Raw genomic sequence first — 20,659 nt, 5'->3', positions numbered from 1 at the left:
TTATAAGTTAAACTGTGCTTTTAGAAAGTAAATTGAACGCCTAAGTTAAAGGTTCGTTGCAAAGGATAAGCATTCCAAGAAAGTTCCGGGTCCCATAACTTGAACGGACTAAACACCGCCAGGTTGTCACCGCTAAAGTAAACACGGCAATATGGAAAACGATAACCTACTTCCAGACTCTTAAAACGCAAGAAATTTCCATTGCGCATCCAGTAAGAACTAGGCTGAGTATTATTGGAAGTATCGGCACTGGTTATACCCAAACGAGGATAAGCCGCATTCGGATTCGGGTTATCTACCGACCAATGATCATCAGCAATCCATTGCATCAGGTTGCGTTCCAGACTTTCAGTAGTCATACCATCGCCACCGCCGGAAAGGAAAGGAGCATATCCGCTGTTGATCATGATCTTGCGTTTTGCTGAACCATTGAAGAATACACCCAAATCAAACTTCTTATAGGTTAGATTCAAGCCGAAACCATATTGAATACGGGGAACACTATTATAGGGAGACAGCATCACCTGATCTTCCGTTGTAATGGCTCCGTCGCCATTGATATCACGATACTTAATATCGCCCGGCATAATGTTGGCTCCCAGTTGTGACTGATCCGGCCAGTTAGCTATTTCTTCCTCGCTGGTAAATAATCCTTCAGCTACATAACCGGTCAAGGTATTCAATGGCTTCCCTGTTTTAGTCTGCCATACATAAGGATACTCCGGCTCATCGACATACTTATATTCATTCTGATTATAAGTAAAGTTACCACGGAAATCTACAATCCAATCTTTGCCAAACCGCTTATTCCAGTTCACGCTCAATTCGACACCACGGTTGATTACCTCACCAATATTGCTCCAAGGCAGAGATCCCCAGTATCCTAACATATTCGGCCAAGATGAACGTGCCATCAAAATACGGTCACGATGATCGCGGAAATAATCAAAAGTAATATTCAACTGATTGAACAGAGACATATCAAAACCGACATCAAACTTCTTCACATGCTCCCAACCTGCATTTTCAACAGCTAATACATAGAAAGCAGGACCTTTTCTGTTAATTTCATTGGAAGGAAGACCGGTCCAGAAACTGTGTCCCGCACCAATACTGATATTATTTTGATACAAGAAGTGCGGAGCACTGCCGTTAAACTCATCACTACCGACCAAACCATAAGAAGCTCTAAGTTTTAAGTGGTCGACATACTTACTCATCGGTTCCCAGAACTTCTCAGAACTTACCACCCAACCAACGGAAGCAGCAGGGAAAAATTCAAAACGTTCACCGGATGCCAAACGTTCAGAACCGTTATAGCCAAAGTTAAATTCAAATAAATAGCGGCTGGAGTAATCGTAAGTCAAACGCCCTGAGTAACCTTGATTACGGTTAGGTAATACACTACTACGATATTCACGCATCATATACATAAGCATCGCAGTCAGATTATGATCACCAAAGCTACGCTTCCAGTCAGCACGAAAATCAAAGTAGAAGGTTTGATCGGCACTTTTACTGATATCCGACTGGCTAACATAGTCCGATCCTGTCTGTAATGTCTGAAGTTCATACTGATTCGTTCCAAAATCATAAGACCCATCTTTCACTTTATAATAATAAGGTGTAATGGAACGGTTATAAGTAGATTCCGACCAGTTTTTAAAGTTAACTAATGCTTTCACGCTCAATCCTTTGGTAAGAAAACTCAAATCCTGAGTAATATTCAGTGAGGTATTCAGCGTATTATAGTTGCCTTCTTTAAAAGAACTCATCATATATGCGTACGGGTTCTGTCCGTAAACACCGGATTTTATTTCTGCATTACCGAAGCGTATATGCTCATCACCATCTTCACTGGGGAAATAAGCAGGAAATGCTACAGGATTAGCCTGCATGACGATCTTATATAAATCGGAGGTAGAATAATTAGGCCCTTTTTTGTTACCAATCTGTGCCATCATACGCAAGTCAACGGTCGTCGTATTAGTCAACTTATACGATATGTTGTTCTGAAAATTATATTCCCAGTTGTTTATATTAGGGCTATAGTAATAATCAGGAGCATCTAACAGTCCGGTATCGTGATTTGCCTGCAAACTCATATAGTAAGTCACACGTGATCCCCCTCCCTGCACATTTACATTGGCACGCTGGTTGAAATTGCCTTCTCTGAAAATAAGGTCATACCAGTCGACATCCGGATATACATAAGGATTTACCCCATTTGCAGTATTGGTGATTTGCTCTTCCGTATACTTCGGAGAAGTAATCTGCGTTGCACTTCTGGCTTGGGCAGCTTCATTATAGGTCTGCATATAAGTTGCTCCATCAGCAAATTTCACCCGATTCATCGGGCGAAAATAAGAAGCTTCCAAAGACACATTTACAGTCGCTTTTGTGTTTTCAGTACCACTTTTGGTAGTTACCAACATAACACCATTAGCTCCACGATTACCATAAATAGCTGTAGCAGAGGCATCTTTCAGTAAAGAAAAACTTTCAATAGATTCTGCCGGAATTCGATTCAGGTCATTAGAAGAGATTTCTACCCCATCCAACAAAATCAACGGTGTAGAACGTCCGCCGAAAGTATTGATACCGCGAATATAAAAATCAGAAGTAGAACCCGGTTCACCGCTATTAGTAACAGAAACGATACCCGATAACTTTCCGGCAAGTGAACTGGTCAGTGAAGAAGATGGTAGTTTCAGTGTAGCACCCTTGACTGTAGCGATAGAACCTGTTACAGACACCTTTTTCTGAGTACCGGCGCCGATAACTACCACTTCATCCAACATCTCATTATCAGATTCCATTTTAACAGTCATCACCCCCAAGTCTCCTACCATTAACGTCTGTGTCTTATAACCGATATAAGAGATTTCCAGTTGCGTCTGGCTCGTTACCCCGATAGAGAATTTACCATCCAAATCGGTAATAGTACCTTCTCCCGTTCCTTTCACCTTAACATTGACTCCAATCAGCGCATCTCCAGTACTTGCATCTATTACAGTACCAATCAAAGTACGCTTTCCTACAGTCTTTTCCTTTGCAGCTGCACGATTAACAGTGTTCGCCTGTTGTGCATTTCCCGACAAACAAAATAGCAGACATAATGCCACTAACAACTTTTGTTTAGAGTTACAACATAAACTTTTCATCATAGTATTAATTGTTAATATAGATATTTCAGAAAACTCAAGTTCGCAGTGAAACCAAACAGTATTTCTTCTGTTTTACTGCACAAATATAGACCAATAACATAGAGATAACAGACAAAAATCATGCAGAGAGGCTATGTAAATCATGCAATGCACGATTTACATAGCCAAAATAAAATATTTATTTCTATTTTTGGAATTGAATATAAAACAAATAAACACAAATCATGAAACGATACATCATTCTTGTGATTTTGCTTCTGACATCCTCCTGTTGGTTGATGGCTCAACCCTATATTATCAAGCGATTAGGTATAGAGCAGGGACTCTCCAATAATTATGTAGTAGGCATTACACAAGACAAGCAAGGTTTCCTATGGTTTGCCACAGAAGAAGGGCTGAACAAGTTTGATGGTACCCGTTTTATTACCTATTATAAGAATGATCCGTCCAACAATACCCAAAGTATCACCGGTAATGAACTAAACCAAGTATATGCTGATCCGAAACGTCCTATTATCTGGATTGCCACCCAGCGTGACGGGCTTAACGCTTACAACTATCATTCACAAACCTTCACTGCCTATCAGAACGATCCGCAGAATCCAAACAGCCTGATAACGAATGATGTTACTGACATCGTCTCAGCCCAAAACACAGATGGTTTATGGATTTGTACCTATTATAGAGGTATAGAATATCTTGATATCGCTACAGGTAAGTTCACACACTATAACAAAAAAACTGTCCCTACATTAGAAAGTGAACAGACCTGGACAGTACTTGACGGAGGAGATGAAAATCTCTATATCGGTCATGTCAACAGCGGTTTCAGCATCCTTTCATTAAAAGACCGAAGTACAAAAAACTTCCGTCATGATCCCAATGATCCTAACAGTCTGCCGGGAGATGAAGTAAGTACCATCTTAAAAGACAGTTATGGAAATATATGGCTGGGGACAGATGGAGGGTTGGCTCTTTACAACTCAACTACCCAAAGCTTTGTCACTTTCAAGCAAAATCGGAACGACAAATATGGTACACTTTCCACCCGTATTTTCTGCATCAAACAACTAAAGAATAATAAACTTTGGATTGCCTCCGAGCTAAGCGGTATCGCAATACTGGATTTAAAACAAAGCCAGTTCCTGTCACCCGAGCAAATCACCTTTGAGTTTCTCCGGGAAGGAGACGACAGCCGCAGCCTTTCCAATGCCAGCGTACGCTATATCTATCAGGACTCTTTTGACAACGTATGGCTCGGAACATGGGGAGGAGGAATCAACTTCATCAGCAGTGAACCTGCTTTGTTCACAACGATCGATTATTCTCCTATTCCCACCAACAGCAACAGTTTGAATAACAAGATTGTAAGCAGTATATGTACAGATCAACAAGGACGTCTATGGATTGGTACAGATGGCGGAGGAATCAATGTTTTTGAAAACAACAAGCGTGTAGCCATCTACAAAAAAGAAACAGGAGAACTGCTGTCCAATTCCGTACAGACTGCTTTCCGGGATTCTAAAGGAAATTTATGGTTTGGAACCTTTCTGGGAAGTGTCAGCTTCTATAATTCCCAAACAAAGACATTCCGCTCAATCACTCCAATGGGCAGAACCAATTTAGATGTACGTGCTTTCTGCGAAGACAATCATCATCGTATCTGGATAGGATGTAGTGAAGGCATATACATTTACGATCCGGAAAAGATGGAAGTGATACAGCATTATCATTCCGGCAACAGCGAATTACACGGTAATCTGATCCGTACAATTGAACAAGATGAGAAAGGACGTTTCTGGATCGGAACATTCGGTGATGGAATGGGAGTATATAGTCCGGACTTTCACCTAATCAAGCATTATATACAAAGAGAAGGATTTTGCTCCAACACCGTCAATCAAATATACAAGGATAAGGAGAAAAGGATGTGGGTGGCTACCGGTGACGGGCTGGTATGTTTCCGTTCACCGGAAGATACGGATTACAAAACCTATCAGCGTAAAGACGGTTTTGCCAACACCTTCATTCAGGCAATTACCGAAGACCAGCAAGGAAATATCTGGTTCAGTACCAACAAGGGGATCGGATGTTACGTGACAAAGAAAAAACGGTTCTATCACTATGGACACTCTGACGATGTTCCTGCCGGAAACTTTATGAGAGGTAGTGTAGCAAAAAACACCGATGGCTCCATTTATTTCGGATCTATCAACGGACTCTGCTGCTTTGCTCCCAATATTGCGATGAGCAATTTCAAGATACCACCTGTCATCATTACCGAGATGAGAATATTTGAAAGATTGGGGAATCAAAAAAACAGCGAAGTATTTGTTTCACTATCCGATAAACAGGAAGTAGAGTTGACACATGAGCAGAACACATTCAGTCTGACATTCAATGTACAAAACTATTCTTTTGTGAATCAGATGGATTATACCTATATGCTGAAAGGACTTGAGAATTCCTGGTATACCGTTAATGAGAACAACAGCGTAACCTTCCGAAATATTCCACCCGGCAAATATGAGTTCCTTATCAAAGCACGCATACACAATCAGGAGTGGCCGGAAGAAGCCACTTCCCTTATCATCCGGGTCAATCCCCCTATTTGGCTGACATGGTGGGCAAAGCTTATCTATATCCTGACATCTATCAGCATCATTTATCTCATTCTACATGCTTACAAAAAGAAAATAGATTTGGAAAGCCTCTATACACTGGAAAAGAAAAATCATGAGCAGGAACAAGAACTGAACCAGGAACGCCTGCGTTTTTACACCAATATCACACATGAGTTGCGTACACCTCTCACACTGATTCTCGGTCCTCTGGAGGATATGCAAAAAGATACATCTCTGCCGACAAAACAAATACAAAAACTTTCTGTCATTCATCAGAGTGCCCTTCGTTTACTCAATCTGATCAACCAAATTCTGGAATTCAGGAAAACGGAAACGCAGAACAAGAAGCTATGTATCTGTAAAGGTAATCTCACCCCGCTCATTTATGAAATAGGACTTAAATACAAAGAACTGAATCAAAAGCCTAAGATTGATTTCCAGATTCAAACAGAAAAAGAAGAGATACTGCTTTTCTTTGATAAAGAAATCATTACCATTATATTGGACAACCTGATATCCAATGCCATCAAATACACAGAGCAGGGACGTGTAACTCTTAGTTTGTATCAAACTATAAGAAATGAAGTTTCCTATACAGAGATAAAGGTCAGTGATACAGGATACGGTATTTCAGCGAAAGCCCTACCGCATATTTTCGACCGTTACTATCAGGAAAGCGGCAAACATCAGGCATCAGGTACCGGCATCGGACTGTCATTAGTCAGAAATCTTGTCAAACTGCATGAAGGTGATATACGTGTAGAGAGTACACTGAATGAAGGAAGTACTTTCTATATCAGTTTACTGACGGATAACACCTATCCGAATGCCTTACATGCCGACTCCACAGAAATGACTCCAAAACCGGAATATCAGGAAACAATCACGGATGATTCTCAAACAGCAACAACAGAGAACAGCAAACCTATCCTGCTAATTGTTGAGGATAATGAAGAAATACAGAATTATATCGCCGAATCCTTTTCCGACTCTTTTGAAGTGATCGCAGGAAGCAATGGTGAAGAAGGAAAAGAGCAGGCACTCAACCGCATTCCCGATATTATAGTCAGTGATATCATGATGCCGGTGATGGACGGTATCACACTATGCCGGCACTTAAAAGAAGATGTACGTACCAGTCATATTCCCGTCATCCTGCTGACTGCCAAAGACTCACTACAAGATAAAGAAGAGGGATATCAGGTCGGAGCAGATTCCTATCTGACCAAACCCTTCAGTGCTTCTCTACTGCGTAGCCGCATCAACAATCTGCTCGATTCGAGAAAGAAATTGATCGCTCAATTCCAACAGTCCGGAACAACTCATGCCTCCAGCGTCCATTTGGACGAGAAACATTCCATCATCACTGAAGCTCTCAGCAAGCTGGACAATGAATTCATTGAGAAAATTACACAATTGGTTGAAGACAACCTCTCATCAGAGAAGATTGATATCACCTATTTATCTGACAAAATGTGTATGAGCGGTTCTACACTCTACCGAAAAATGAAAGCACTAACCGGACTTTCCACAAACGAATATATCCGTAAAGTAAAAATGCAGAATGCGGAACGTTTGCTCCTCGAAGGAAAATATAATATCTCAGAAATAGCCTATAAAGTAGGGATGAATAGTACAGGCTATTTCCGTCAATGTTTTAAAGATGAATTTGGTGTTTCTCCTTCGGATTATCTGAAGTTGATAAAACAGGAATAAAGAAACAAAGTCAGTCAATAAGCCGTTAAGTCCAGAAAGTGTCCGAGGTGTGTTTTGCCCTGTTATCGGGCTTTTAAACTATCTTCCCAACTCCTCAAGCATCGTTCTGAACAATGATCTGCTGTCTTTCAGCGGCATATCCGTCGCCAAGTCCCAGCTCATCATCCCTTTCAGCTGCTGTTCCATTGCATAGCGCGTTTTAGTACGGATATGATCCTGCCCGTCAAAAACATATACTTCTCCCTTATAGGTCGCTTCATTCTGTGCAGGCGTGGTAATCAATCCATCCTGTACAAAGCTGAAATATGCTTCCGTTTTCTTCGAGCCATTTTTCGTCACTCCATAAAAGGGAACGCCGGCCACCAGTTTCTCTTTGGGAATGCCGTAAGCCAGTACCATCTGTATATCCGAAGCATATTTCTCCATAGGAAAACGGACCGGAGAAGGACCATAACATTGCAGAGAGATAAAATCAACGGCAGCTATCGCTTCTTTACTGATTTTATAGGAAACAGGATGCAAAGACACACTGAAAAGATACTTGTCTCCCAACACTTCTCTCATTTTCAGGATAGCCAGACTGTAATCCTTATACTCCTTCTCAGTCTCTGCCCACTCAAAATCCAGGTCGATGCCGTCCAGTTTATTTTCTCCCAATACCTTCTTTATATTTTTTGCAAATGTTGTCCGGGCAGCCTCATCCGCTACCATTGCTTTCCATTCGCCACCGGCGGCACCCAACCGAAGTTTCGCTTTCGTCCCCTTCACATCGGCACGGACCGACTTTATCAGTTCCTCCCAGGTCGTCACTCCTTTTTCCTGAAAAACACGGGGATTCTCAAAAGAAAGAGAACCGTCTTTATGGGGACGGACATTCAAAAAGATCAAGTCATCGCTTGCCCTCAAACTTTCAGCAGCAATACGACCACGGTTATAAAAATTACCCCGTACATAGGAGCTGACAAAATAGTCTTGTTGCGCATACAACGATAATCCTACTAACAAAAAAAGAAAGAATACAATTTTTCTCGGTACTAGCATAATGATTGATAATTAATCGGTTCAGGTCGCAAAAATACGCATACCTCACCCAAACAGATGTTCAAAAATCACTATTATACTTCCAAAAATCAACAGATAGTTTATCCTTAGAATATGAAAAACAGAACATCCCCCCAAAAATGCCAGGAAAAACAAAATAAAGTATGTTTCTTTGCAGCCAAAATCACCATCTTCTACTATATTAAGAAAAGAGAACCTATGAATAAAAATCAACGTATAGAAAACGGGTAGCAGATACTAAGATCAGTATCCGAAGGCGATTCGCAGGCTTTTCGTACGTTGTATATGCACTATTACGACAGGTTGTTCAACTTCGCCATGCTGTTTCCACACGTAGCTATGGTATACGACCAGACTAAATGTCATTTTTACGCCAACGGCAAGAAGGTGCAGGATGTAGATGCTACCGGTGTACCCGCCGATATGACTTCCATCACCTTCTTCAATGCCAACACGAAGAACGAACATATGATGGGACAGGTACGCTTATGGAACAAAGCACTGACGCAAGCGGAAATTCAGAGTAACATGGGAGGCCCCGTAGCTGTCAGCTCCAACCTTACCGGTTATTGGAAGATGGACGAAGGTGAAGGGGATGTGGTACACGACAGCTCCGGCAATGGCAATGACGCTACCGTGGTGACCGGAAAAATCATTGAATGGAGACCTGAGCAATGCTTCACCAAAACGAAGAGCAACAACTAACGGTTGGTTAGCCCAAGGGCGATATATACTGGACAACCAACATTTTTTGTAGGGAAAACAGTATAATGTAAATCACATTCACTATCTTTAGGCGTGAATTAAGTAGTCCCGCGAATTTATTTGTAATTCGTTCTGTCTGCTTGATTCGCGTCTAAAACTTTAATAACACATCGTTTATATAACATACCCCCTTCATATGAAATCAGCTATCCGATACTCTTTTATATCCCGATATCTGCCGCTGGCGTTCACGCCCCTCGCCATCGGGTGCCAGTCGAAAACAGCCGGCGAAGTGCCGCCTCCCAATGTCTTATTTATTCTGACGGATGACATGCAGGCCACCTCCATACACGCCCTGGGCAACCGCCCTGCAAGCCAACGGATACAACACCGGACTGGTCGGCAAATGGCATATCCAGTCGCAACCGCAAGGGTTTGACTATTACTCTATCTTCTTCGACCAGGGCGAATACCGCGATCCTACATTCATCGAGAGCACCGATCCCTGGCCGGGCAACCGGCGTTTCGGCGAACGGGTGCCGGGCTTCTCTACCGATCTGGTGACAGAAAAAGCCATCAAGTGGATCAAACAGCAGGACGGCAAGCAGCCTTTCATGATGTGCTGCCACTTCAAGGCGACCCACGAGCCTTACGATTATCCGATACGCATGGAGCACCTCTACGACGGAGTCACCTTCCCCGAACCGGAAAACCTTCTCGACTGGGGGCCGGAAACCAACGGGCGTTCTTTCGTCGGCCAGACACTCGAAGAACTGGAACGCCGCTGGCGCATTGCCTCGCAAGACCCCGACAAATGGTGGTGCCGTTATCCCGGACTGCCATTCAGCACCGAAGGCATGCAACGGACCGCTGCCAGAAAAGCCGCATACCAGAAGTTTATCCGCGACTACATGCGTTGCGGAGCCACTGTCGACGACAATATCGGCAAGTTGCTGAAAACATTGGACGAAATGGGCATCGCAGATAACACCATTGTTGTCTACGTTTCCGACCAAGAAATCTACTATCGCTACTGGACTAACCACGCGATTCGTCCGGCACACTTCGCTATCCGGTCAGACCGTTACAAACTCATCTTCTACTATGCCCGCAATCTGGATATGACGGACACGGAAAACTTCGACTTCACTCCGTCATGGGATTTCTACGACTTGCAAAATGATCCGCACGAGAATCACAACGCATACAATGATCCTAAATATGCACCTGTCATCAAGCAGATGAAAAAGGACATGCTGAACCTTCGCAAAGAAGTAGGAGATACGGATGAAAAGTACCCGGAAATGCAGGAATTATTAGAGAAATACTATTATAAATAGGGAACAACAAGGCCGGTCAGCCCAAGCAAATAGTTCCAAATTCAGTTCCAACCGTTGAAACAGCGTGTTTCATGCCTTGGAACAAAGTGTTTCAAGCAATGAAACAAACTGTTTCAAGTAATGAAACAAAGTGTTTCAAGCGGTGGAACAAAGTGTTTCAAGCGGTGGAACAAAGTGTTTCAAGCGCTTGAAACTTTTTGAAACACCTGTCGATAGAGCTGAATGAACCGCACCATCCGGTCAGGTTGACCGGATCTGTTGCTCCAATTCACCTGTTCTTTCAGAAGGCTTGAACCATTTATCGGCTAATAATGTATGACGTCTCAGCTATTAACGTCTGATTTATCAGTTATTAACAGCCGGGACGTCAATCATTAATAGTTGACACATCAAGTATTAACACACTAGAGATCAACAAATAACATCAGGAAAACAATATACTACAGAACAAAAACAAAGTGAGAGCAAACGCTTGCCCTCATACTTGCCACCACAGTTGCTACCATCACTGCAACTCCGATGAATAAAGGGATACAGGCAGACTGTGAGAGCATGAGAGCAAAACTCATATTTAAACTCGTTGAGAAGAAATCAATCTACCCGTATTTCATCTACAAATAAGAAAGGGGGTTCGCCTTCGCCGGAATGTCCTTTGGGCAATCCCTTAAAAGGTTCTACGAGCACTTTTACATATCTCGCAGATTTTTTATTGAATGAGAGTCTGTTCAACTCACTTCGTTTCTCGCCCATGGCATCTGTGGGTGCCTGATAAGTTTGCCGGGATACCCGTTTGTAGCTCTTTCCATCCGAAGAGAGAAATATGGAAATAGCCTGCGGTCCCATAATCCATGCACTCAAATCGGTCAATGCCGAAACCTCTACGGAAGAAATGTGCTGCAAAGAGCCAAGGTCAATCACTGCAACCATATCAGAAGTATAATATCCTACCCATAAACCCGTGTTATGAAAGTTGACACTCCAGTCCAGCTCCATCATCACATCTCCATAAAGACAATTATGTGCGGGTTTATGCTAGAACATAAATGGAAGAAAGAATCTAAAAATCACAAAAAAACGATTATCTTTGTCCCTGAAGACAATAATTCACATGATAGAACTCATGTCCAAAGACTCACTTTGCATACAACAGAAAGATTGCGCAGGATGTCCTAAAGCAACAGAAGGTATTCTTATCCACAGACATATGCTCAGGGGTCAGCATATTCCGAAAGATAAGTGTACGCAAAATTGTATGCTCTTTATCATAAAAGGTGAATTATTGGTCAACAGCGACGAGTATCCCGGAACTACCCTGCACGACAAGCAATTCATCCTGCAAGCCATCGGCTCGAAGCACGAAGCACTGGCACTTACAGATACCGAATACATTGTCTTCTGGTTCAACGAACTGCCGCTGCTTTGCGAAGACCGCTACCGCGAAATCATCGACCAGGCGGAAGCTCCGCTAGCCTATACCCCTCTGGTGATGGACCACCGACTGCTCAACCTCGTCACCGATATGGCGGCTTATCTTGACGAGCCTGTTCCTCCCTGCAACAAATTCATCAACCTGAAATGCCAGGAACTGGTTTACTTAATAACCAATTACTATCCCCTGCCCCAGCTGAAATCGTTCTTCCACCCGATCAGCTCCTACACGGAAAGTTTCCATTACTTTGTCATGCAGAACTACACCAAAGTGAAGAACGTGGAAGAATTTGCACATCTGGGCGGATATACCACTACCACTTTCCGCCGCCTCTTCAGAAACTTCTACGGCATTCCGGTGTACGAATGGATACTGGAGAAAAAACGGGAAGGCATCCTGGAAGACCTCCAGCACTCTAAATTACGAATTACGGAGATCTGCAACCGGTACGGTTTCGACTCCCTCTCCCACCTTGCACACTTCTGCAAAGATTCTTTCGGAGACACTCCGCGCGCCTTACGCAAGAAAGCAGCCAATGGCGAAAAAATCGGAAAGATCACCGATTAAGGAATTATTTCTTTAATTCTTTGGTCAATCAATCTATTTCCCCTATTTTTGCAGTCTGTAAGAGGTGTAAAACGTCGAAATTTTAGTTCTAACAATTAAATAATTTAAATTCAATCATTTATGTGGTTAAGTAATTCATCTGTAGGAAGGAAAGTGGTGATGAGCGTTACCGGTATCGCCCTTGTCCTGTTTCTAACATTTCACATGGCGATGAACTTGGTTGCAATCATCTCGGCTGATGGTTACAACATGATTTGTGAGTTTTTGGGAGCAAACTGGTATGCGCTGGTAGCTACCGCAGCACTGGCTGCTCTTTTCATCATTCACATCATCTACGCGTTCTGGCTGACAATGCAGAATCGCACAGCGCGCGGCAGCGAACGCTATGCGGTGGTTGACAAACCGAAAACTGTAGAGTGGGCTTCTCAAAACATGTTGGTGTTGGGCCTTATCGTTATCGTAGGTCTCGGTTTGCACCTCTTCAACTTCTGGGCAAAAATGCAGTTGCCTGAACTGATGCACAATCTGGACATGCATGCTGACACACTGACGCTGGCTTATGCAGCAAACGGTGCCTATCACATCCAGCAGACATTCTCTTGTCCGGTTTATGTAGTGCTCTACCTCATTTGGCTGTTTGCTTTGTGGTTCCACCTGACTCACGGCTTCTGGAGCTCCATGCAATCACTGGGATGGAACAACAAAGTATGGATCAATCGTTGGAAATGTATTTCTAACATCTACTCTACGATTGTAGTACTCGGTTTCGCACTGGTAGTAGTGGTATTCTTCGTGAAATCACTTCTTTGTGGCGGTGCTTGCTAAATAGTAAATTGTAAATGATTAAATTGTAAATAATATTATGATCAAGATAGATTCAAAAATTCCAGAAGGCCCGGTGGCTGAGAAATGGACCAACTATAAAGCTCACCAGAAATTGGTGAACCCCGCTAATAAACGCCGTTTGGATATCATCGTTGTGGGTACGGGTCTGGCAGGTGCTTCTGCTGCTGCATCCCTCGGTGAAATGGGTTTCAGAGTATTCAACTTCTGTATTCAGGACTCTCCGCGCCGTGCACACTCTATCGCTGCACAGGGTGGTATCAATGCTGCTAAAAACTATCAGAATGATGGTGACTCTGTTTACCGTCTGTTCTACGATACAGTAAAAGGTGGTGACTACCGTGCACGCGAAGCTAACGTATACCGTCTGGCTGAAGTATCCAACGCTATCATCGACCAATGTGTAGCTCAGGGTGTTCCTTTTGCACGCGAATACGGTGGTACACTGGACAACCGTTCTTTCGGTGGCGCACAGGTATCACGTACATTCTACGCTAAAGGCCAGACCGGCCAGCAGCTGTTGCTGGGTGCTTACTCTGCACTGAGCCGCCAGGTAAACGTAGGTACAGTGAAACTGTTCACCCGTTACGAAATGCAGGACGTTGTTATCATCGACGGACGTGCCCGCGGTATCATTGCCAAAAACTTAATCACAGGTGAACTGGAACGTTTCGCCGCTCACGCCGTAGTAATCGCTACCGGTGGTTACGGTAACGCTTACTTCCTGTCTACCAACGCTATGGGTTGTAACTGTACAGCTGCTATCTCTTGCTACCGCAAGGGTGCTGTATTCGCCAACCCCGCATATGTTCAGATTCACCCGACTTGTATCCCGGTACACGGTGACAAGCAGTCCAAACTGACTCTGATGTCTGAATCTCTGCGTAACGACGGTCGTATCTGGGTTCCGAAAAAGAAAGAAGATGCCATCAAATTACAGAAAGGCGAAATCAAAGGAAGCGATATTCCTGAAGAAGACCGCGACTACTACTTGGAACGCCGTTATCCGGCATTCGGTAACCTGGTTCCGCGTGACGTTGCCAGCCGTGCAGCTAAAGAACGTTGCGACGCAGGCTTCGGTGTAAACAACACAGGTCTGGCTGTATTCCTCGATTTCTCTGAAGCTATCAACCGCCTGGGTATCGATGTAGTTCTCCAGCGTTATGGCAACCTCTTCGATATGTATGAAGAAATCACTGACGTTAATCCGGGTGAACTGGCCAAAGAAATCAGTGGTGTGAAATATTATAATCCGATGATGATTTATCCGGCTATCCACTACACAATGGGTGGTATCTGGGTAGACTACGAATTGCAGACTACTATCAAGGGTCTGTTCGCTATCGGTGAATGTAACTTCTCTGACCACGGTGCAAACCGCCTCGGTGCTTCTGCATTGATGCAAGGTCTGGCAGACGGTTACTTCGTATTGCCTTACACAATCCAGAATTATCTGGCAGATCAGATTACTGTTCCTCGTTTCTCTACCGATCTTCCTGAATTTGCTGAAGCAGAAAAAGCTGTTCAAGCCAAGATCGACAAGTTCATGAGCATCCAGGGTAATGAATCAGTTGATTCTATCCACAAGAAACTGGGTCACATCATGTGGGAATATGTAGGTATGGGACGTACGGCAGAAGGCTTGAAGAAAGGTATCGCCGAACTGAAAGCAGTCCGCAAGGAATTCGAAACAAATCTGTTTATCCCCGGTTCTAAAGAAGGTATGAACGTAGAGCTCGACAAGGCTATCCGTCTGTACGACTTCATCACTATGGGTGAGCTTGTTGCTTACGATGCATTGAACCGTAACGAAAGTTGTGGTGGTCACTTCCGTGAAGAATACCAGACTGAAGAAGGAGAAGCAAAACGTGATGACGAAAACTTCTTCTACGTAGCATGCTGGGAATATCAGGGTGACGATGAAAAAGCTCCTGTATTGATCAAAGAACCGCTGGTATACGAAGCTATCAAGGTTCAGACCCGTAACTACAAGAGCTAATCGGTGAAGTTAAACATTTAAAAGAATTAGACGAAAATGGATAAAAATATATCATTTACACTGAAGGTATGGCGTCAAGCAGGCCCGAAGGCTAAAGGCGCTTTTGAAACCTACCAAATGAAAGATATTCCCGGTGATACTTCCTTCCTCGAAATGCTGGATATTCTGAACGAACAGCTGATCAGCGAAAGAAAAGAACCGGTTGTATTCGACCACGACTGCCGCGAAGGTATCTGCGGTATGTGTTCTCTTTACATCAACGGACATCCGCACGGTCCTGCAACAGGTGCTACTACCTGCCAGATTTATATGCGTCGTTTCAACGATGGTGACACCATCACTGTTGAGCCTTGGCGTTCGGCTGGTTTCCCTGTAATCAAAGACTTGATGGTGGACCGTACTGCTTATGACAAGATCATGCAGGCAGGTGGTTACGTAAGCGTTCGTACAGGTGCTCCGCAGGATGCCAACGCAATCCTGATTCCGAAGCCAATCGCTGACGAAGCTATGGATGCCGCTTCTTGTATCGGTTGTGGTGCTTGTGTAGCTGCATGTAAGAATGGTTCTGCCATGTTGTTCGTTTCTGCAAAGGTTAGCCAGTTGAACTTGCTTCCGCAAGGTAAACCGGAAGCTTTGCGCCGTGCAAAGGCTATGTTGTCCAAGATGGACGAACTGGGCTTCGGTAACTGTACCAACACTCGCGCTTGCGAGGCTGAATGTCCGAAGAATATCTCTATCAGCAACATCGCCCGCCTGAACCGCGACTTTATCATCGCCAAGCTGAAAGACTAAGCGTGAGCTTGATTTGATTAATAGCATAAATCCCCCGCCGGCATTGCCGGTGGGGGATTTTCTTTTTGCAGGCAGATGCTGATGGATTGTGTATGGATGTTATCCGTTGTTCATCCTTTCCAATCCTCCGGTTTCATCCTTATCTCAGAAGCAGACAAAAGGTTTCAACTCATTTCCTTGTTTATCAACCGGATAAAGAGCTCCTTCCTTTTCCAACTGAGCCGCCATCTCCTGAATCATCTCTCTGCATTTATCCGGATGCGTAGAAGAGAGTTCCTTTCTTTCTTCCGGATCATCTTTCAGGTTGTAAAGCAAAGCTTTGGGTTGCTTCGGAGTTTCAGGAGAATAGTAATAAATCAGTTTCCAATCGCCCAGACGGTAGGTAGTGAAGTAGCTGCCACGATGGGCATGAGGGAAATGCATCAGGAAAGATTCGGGACGTTTCCGGTCCGCCTTACCGCTCAGTTGCCTTTTCAGGTCGAACCCGTCTATCACATAGTTTTGGGGAACTTCACAGCCTGCCACAGACAAAACTGTCGGATAAATATCCATGATTGTACCTAGCTGCATCTGTATGCCTCCGGCCTCAATTGGCAAATGTTTTTGTACTGCACTCTTCTTTTCCGGTTTTGCCCAGCCCACTATAAAAGGAACCCGCATACCACCTTCAAACTCCGTACCTTTTTTCCCTCTCAAAGGAGCAGAAGAACCATATCCGCGTTCATCTCCCAGAGGAGCATCACCGCCATTATCTCCCAAAAAGAATATTAAAGTATTTTCGGCTATCCCCAGCTTCTCGAGCTGGTCCATCACGTCGCCCAAAGATTTATCCATTCCTTCTATCAAAGTAGCAAAGGCCTTTGCCTGGTCGCTCTTATCCGGATCAGTATACCGTGACAGGAAACGCTTATCTGCCTGAAAAGGTGAATGAACAGCATAATGAGCCATATTCAGGTAAAAAGGACGTTTCTCCTTCACAGCGGCAGCGATCTCCCGATTGGCTTCTACAGTCAGAGCTTCACTCAAAAAAGTGTCTGTACCATGATATTTCTCCAGGTCCGGAACCGCTCTTGCCTTTTCTCCTTTGATAGAGCCATATCCCCATTCGCCATAATAACTGCCGGGATGGCCTATACCGGAACCTGCGATATTTACATCAAACCCAATATTCAATGGATTTTCTCCTTCGCTTCCCATACAGCCGAAATGTGCCTTTCCTACATGAATCGTCTTATATCCGGCTTGTTGCAGGACTCTGGGCATAGTAGGCATATCCTTTCTGAGACCTTTCCAGTTCCATTCGGGTGGTCCGAAAGGAGTCCGGTTATTACTTTCAGCGTTAATCCAGTTAGTGACTCCATGCCGGGTCGCATTTTGTCCGGTCATGATCGAAGCTCTGGAAGGGGAACTTACACTTTGTGCATAAAAAGTAGAAAAGCAAATGCCTTGTTTGGCCAGTCTCTCCATATTCGGAGTATGGTACCAGTCATTTAGAGGGTGGCGTACCGGTTGCCCGCTCTCATCCGCCAGAAAAGGGACTGAAGTATCCATAAGTCCCATATCATCTACCAGAAAGACAATTATATTCGGACGTTCCTGAGCTACTCCGCAAACGGAATAAGCTAAGCCTCCTAATACACAGAATTCTTTAAAAGCTCGATTTGTTTTCATTACATGGTTTTTCATTTACACTCAGGTTATTGTATGTAGGTATAATAAATTCAAAAATCATTGAGATAAAAAACAAGATTCCTATTCCGCCTTAGTATGGCTTTATTTGAAGTGCACAACTCTGTAATAAAGATGTATTAGACTGGTTTTAAGGAAAATGGGTAGAAATATACGATAATAGCGCTATATGTGCAAAGAAAAAAAGAAACTTTGACATACTCTCTGAAAAATTACAGAATAGGCTTGTTACAGTTCCTGGCATACGGATACGGAGCAATTTTCCAAAAGCTCCTTTTTTACATCGGCTCACATCCAGCCGCAGCATATCGGTTCATGGAAATGAGAATATGTCAAAATTCTCATTTTAACGAAACCATCCCCGCCACAGACTGAACTGCAATCCGAAAGTTTTGTGTTCAACTTTTGGGGTGCAGTCCAGACAGTTGTAGCAAGGGTGGCTTTTAGTTTATGAGAGTTTGTACACTCACTTTCTTTTTATATGAACTCACTTAGTAATTTCAGCAATAGGGATCAGATGTTTTCCATGAGTTAATTTTCAGCATACATCTAATCAGAAATTATAATTCTCTGATCCAGATATTACGGAAACTAATCGGAGCACTCGGGTCCCCATGATCCTGCAATGCGATAGGACCATCGCCGTGCTGAACCACTTCTGGAAAACCGACATAGGGAGTTGTTCCCAAAATGGTCGTATTGTTCTGCAACAGTACTCCATTCTGCAAGACAGTGACACGTGGAGGTGTGCGGTAAGTACCGTCTTTTTTGAAAGTAGGAGCAGTATAAATTATATCGAATGTATTCCATACACCGGGTTTATTCATGGCATTGACCAAAGGAGGAGTCTGCTTATAGATACTTCCGGCCTGACCATTGACATACGTTTCGTTCTCGTAGTTGTCCAAGATCTGTATCTCATAGATACCTTGTAGAAATACTCCGCTATTACCTCTTGCCTGATTTGTACCTTCAATACCTTCCGGGATACACCATTCCAGATGTAACTGAAAATCATTGAATTTCTGTTTGGTACGGATATCACCTGTACCCTTCTTTACTGTGAATACTCCATCATGAACAGTCCATCCCGCAGCTTGTCCTTTAGAGTTTTCCCATTGAGACAGGTCTTTACCATCAAATAGGATAATAGCATCAGACGGTGCACCGATTGCTTCTGCCGGTGCTTTTCCCGGAGTAACGATGGGAGGCTGAGGTGTCCAATACTCTGACATGGCAGGGGTCATTGGCGCACGAGAGGGATATTCTTTCTGGGCAAAAGCCGATACTACAGCCAACATACCGATAGTAGTCAGCAAATTTCTTTTTGTCATGTAATACATAGGTTTCATATATTTATTTAGATATTTAATTATTATCCCGGATATTGGGACTTACAAATATACAACATTAAAAAACATATTGTTAATCTCTGAAGCAATTCTGTTATAATAAACCACCGGATGAGTATTCAATCTCTTTCGTATCAGATAGTTTGTTTTTATTCTCGTACTCGTTCTTTCGTAAATTGCGTGGAGAAGCTCCGAAAAACTTCTTGCAGAAGTTGGAGAAATGAGGCAGGGATTCAAAGCCATATTTATAACATATTTCAGATATACTATAGTTGGAATTATGCAAATCATCTAAAATACCTTCTTTACGCCGTGCCTGCATCCATTCGTATACCGGCTCATGAAATACACTGGTAAAAATACGGCGCAATGTGCTGAGTGTGTACCCACCCAGTTGGGCAAGCTCTTCCACTGTCTTTACTTTCTTATAGTTCTGAAGCACAAAGCATTGAAAGCTATTGGTATATTTAGCGAGAGGGTGTACTAAGGTCGCAAGGTCATAATCGGAATAATAGTAACCCAAAACGAAAGCCAGTTCTTTGCGCTTTAATGACAGCAGTTCCCGGCAGATTTTATTATCTCTCAGATAAGCAATAGACCCACTTAATAGATATTGTAACTCAGGAATTATTTTTAAAGGGGAATAGATAAGCGGAGAAGGCACATCTTTCATGATATGGTTGAAACGAGAATCACAAAACATCTCCGGTTGAATGAAACCATAATAGATACACTCACAATCAGTCATAGCAAGCATCTCAAATTTTGAACCGATAGCCTGAAGGATAAATTCTCCTTCTTTGAGCATCGTACCCGCATACTCCTGACTATTGACTAACATCTCTCCCTTTATCAAAAAAAGGATGAAGTTCTCCTCACATTTCTGGGCAGGTTTATGAAAACCTCGCTGGTATATAATGTGAATAATTGTATTGCCTACGGCCTTCGGACAATCCTGACAATCCCAAGTGCCTTGACAGATAGATGCCATATATTGTTGTTGGTGTTTGTATCTATTTATGTTTCCAACAAAAATATATGAAATCTTTTATATAGCCATAAAAAAGGAAAAGAAAAGTAAAATATGCATGAAATTCATTTCATTAAAACTATAAAAGGGTGATATTTATTACACTCTCTCAGAATTTTGTAGACCAGCCCTCATAGGCGAAAATCTATTTTATAGTAAAAGAATCCTAGCTTTTGACAAAGCCAGGATTCAAAATATATTTAGAGGATATAAAATCTTACTCCTTCAAATCTACTCAGTTATTTAAAACAATACTCTGTTAATTCTTATGTAATCGATTGAAAATGAGAGAGTTAATTAACGTAATATAACTAATAAAATTTGGTTAAGTGGCTGATTATCAG

At 43.0% G+C, this 20,659-nt stretch carries 12 protein-coding genes and 1 pseudogene; 7 read left to right on the top strand and 6 right to left on the bottom strand.

Annotated features, from left to right (window positions below; all coding sequences use genetic code 11):
• Positions 1-20 precede the first annotated feature (20 nt).
• Positions 21-3,167 (bottom strand): SusC/RagA family TonB-linked outer membrane protein, encoded by a 3,147-nt coding sequence (locus tag BLW31_RS15045; RefSeq protein ID WP_010535828.1) that lies wholly within the window; start codon positions 3,165-3,167, stop codon positions 21-23.
• Between the two features lie 224 nt (positions 3,168-3,391).
• Here BLW31_RS15045 and BLW31_RS15040 point away from each other — a divergent pair, with 224 nt between their 5' ends.
• Positions 3,392-7,507, top strand: a complete 4,116-nt coding sequence (locus BLW31_RS15040) for a hybrid sensor histidine kinase/response regulator transcription factor (protein ID WP_010535829.1) — start codon at positions 3,392-3,394, stop codon at positions 7,505-7,507.
• Between the two features lie 78 nt (positions 7,508-7,585).
• Here the strand turns inward: BLW31_RS15040 and BLW31_RS15035 are convergent, their stop codons facing one another.
• Positions 7,586-8,548 carry a glycoside hydrolase family 18 protein gene (locus tag BLW31_RS15035; protein ID WP_029425124.1) on the bottom strand — a complete coding sequence of 321 codons (963 nt, stop codon included), beginning with the start codon at positions 8,546-8,548 and terminating at the stop codon, positions 7,586-7,588.
• A 306-nt stretch (positions 8,549-8,854) separates the two neighbouring features.
• Between BLW31_RS15035 and BLW31_RS15030 the strand changes: the two genes are divergently transcribed.
• Both BLW31_RS15030 and BLW31_RS15025 read left to right on the top strand, forming a co-directional pair.
• Positions 8,855-9,274 (top strand): LamG-like jellyroll fold domain-containing protein, encoded by a 420-nt coding sequence (locus tag BLW31_RS15030; protein ID WP_029425125.1) that lies wholly within the window; start codon positions 8,855-8,857, stop codon positions 9,272-9,274.
• 359 nt (positions 9,275-9,633) lie between these two features.
• Positions 9,634-10,614 (top strand): annotated as a pseudogene (locus BLW31_RS15025) (sulfatase-like hydrolase/transferase); the annotation flags it as partial.
• 591 nt (positions 10,615-11,205) lie between these two features.
• On the opposite strand, the gene BLW31_RS15020 reads toward BLW31_RS15025, so the two are convergent.
• On the bottom strand, positions 11,206-11,610 hold the full coding sequence (locus tag BLW31_RS15020; RefSeq protein ID WP_010535833.1) for a galactose-binding domain-containing protein: 405 nt from the start codon (positions 11,608-11,610) through the stop codon (positions 11,206-11,208).
• Between the two features lie 124 nt (positions 11,611-11,734).
• Between BLW31_RS15020 and BLW31_RS15015 the strand changes: the two genes are divergently transcribed.
• From BLW31_RS15015 to BLW31_RS15000, 4 genes are all read left to right on the top strand, one after another.
• Positions 11,735-12,610: a helix-turn-helix transcriptional regulator gene (locus tag BLW31_RS15015; RefSeq protein WP_029425127.1), complete on the top strand. Its 876-nt coding sequence runs from the start codon at positions 11,735-11,737 to the stop codon at positions 12,608-12,610.
• 120 nt (positions 12,611-12,730) lie between these two features.
• A complete protein-coding gene (locus BLW31_RS15010; RefSeq protein ID WP_010535835.1) occupies positions 12,731-13,435 on the top strand; it encodes a succinate dehydrogenase/fumarate reductase cytochrome b subunit in 705 nt (234 codons plus the stop codon).
• Positions 13,436-13,472: 37 nt separating this feature from the next.
• Positions 13,473-15,452, top strand: coding sequence for a fumarate reductase/succinate dehydrogenase flavoprotein subunit (locus BLW31_RS15005; RefSeq protein WP_010535836.1), 1,980 nt, complete (start codon positions 13,473-13,475; stop codon positions 15,450-15,452).
• Between the two features lie 36 nt (positions 15,453-15,488).
• Complete coding sequence (locus tag BLW31_RS15000) at positions 15,489-16,244, top strand: succinate dehydrogenase/fumarate reductase iron-sulfur subunit (RefSeq protein WP_008761731.1); 756 nt, start codon at positions 15,489-15,491, stop codon at positions 16,242-16,244.
• A gap of 144 nt (positions 16,245-16,388) precedes the next feature.
• Here BLW31_RS15000 and BLW31_RS14995 read toward each other — a convergent pair whose 3' ends face one another.
• The 3 genes from BLW31_RS14995 to BLW31_RS14985 form a co-directional block, all read right to left on the bottom strand.
• Positions 16,389-17,915, bottom strand: coding sequence for a sulfatase (locus tag BLW31_RS14995; RefSeq protein WP_010535837.1), 1,527 nt, complete (start codon positions 17,913-17,915; stop codon positions 16,389-16,391).
• Positions 17,916-18,493: 578 nt separating this feature from the next.
• The gene (locus tag BLW31_RS14990; protein WP_029425128.1) at positions 18,494-19,267 is read right to left on the bottom strand and encodes a 3-keto-disaccharide hydrolase; all 774 of its coding nucleotides are present in this window, start codon (positions 19,265-19,267) and stop codon (positions 18,494-18,496) included.
• A gap of 112 nt (positions 19,268-19,379) precedes the next feature.
• Complete coding sequence (locus BLW31_RS14985) at positions 19,380-20,276, bottom strand: helix-turn-helix domain-containing protein (protein WP_010535839.1); 897 nt, start codon at positions 20,274-20,276, stop codon at positions 19,380-19,382.
• Positions 20,277-20,659: the final 383 nt, after the last annotated feature.

Source organism: Bacteroides faecis MAJ27 (assembly GCF_900106755.1).
Taxonomy (GTDB): Bacteria; Bacteroidota; Bacteroidia; order Bacteroidales; family Bacteroidaceae; genus Bacteroides; species Bacteroides faecis.
This window is presented reverse-complemented; position numbering and strand designations above follow the sequence as displayed.

Coding starts and splice junctions, on each gene's coding strand:
- BLW31_RS15045 (WP_010535828.1), bottom strand. CDS start 3,167: ATGATGAAAAGTTTATGTTGTAACTCTAAACAAAAGTTGTTAGTGGCA.
- BLW31_RS15040 (WP_010535829.1), top strand. CDS start 3,392: ATGAAACGATACATCATTCTTGTGATTTTGCTTCTGACATCCTCCTGT.
- BLW31_RS15035 (WP_029425124.1), bottom strand. CDS start 8,548: ATGCTAGTACCGAGAAAAATTGTATTCTTTCTTTTTTTGTTAGTAGGA.
- BLW31_RS15030 (WP_029425125.1), top strand. CDS start 8,855: ATGCACTATTACGACAGGTTGTTCAACTTCGCCATGCTGTTTCCACAC.
- BLW31_RS15020 (WP_010535833.1), bottom strand. CDS start 11,610: ATGATGGAGCTGGACTGGAGTGTCAACTTTCATAACACGGGTTTATGG.
- BLW31_RS15015 (WP_029425127.1), top strand. CDS start 11,735: ATGTCCAAAGACTCACTTTGCATACAACAGAAAGATTGCGCAGGATGT.
- BLW31_RS15010 (WP_010535835.1), top strand. CDS start 12,731: ATGTGGTTAAGTAATTCATCTGTAGGAAGGAAAGTGGTGATGAGCGTT.
- BLW31_RS15005 (WP_010535836.1), top strand. CDS start 13,473: ATGATCAAGATAGATTCAAAAATTCCAGAAGGCCCGGTGGCTGAGAAA.
- BLW31_RS15000 (WP_008761731.1), top strand. CDS start 15,489: ATGGATAAAAATATATCATTTACACTGAAGGTATGGCGTCAAGCAGGC.
- BLW31_RS14995 (WP_010535837.1), bottom strand. CDS start 17,915: ATGAAAACAAATCGAGCTTTTAAAGAATTCTGTGTATTAGGAGGCTTA.
- BLW31_RS14990 (WP_029425128.1), bottom strand. CDS start 19,267: ATGACAAAAAGAAATTTGCTGACTACTATCGGTATGTTGGCTGTAGTA.
- BLW31_RS14985 (WP_010535839.1), bottom strand. CDS start 20,276: ATGGCATCTATCTGTCAAGGCACTTGGGATTGTCAGGATTGTCCGAAG.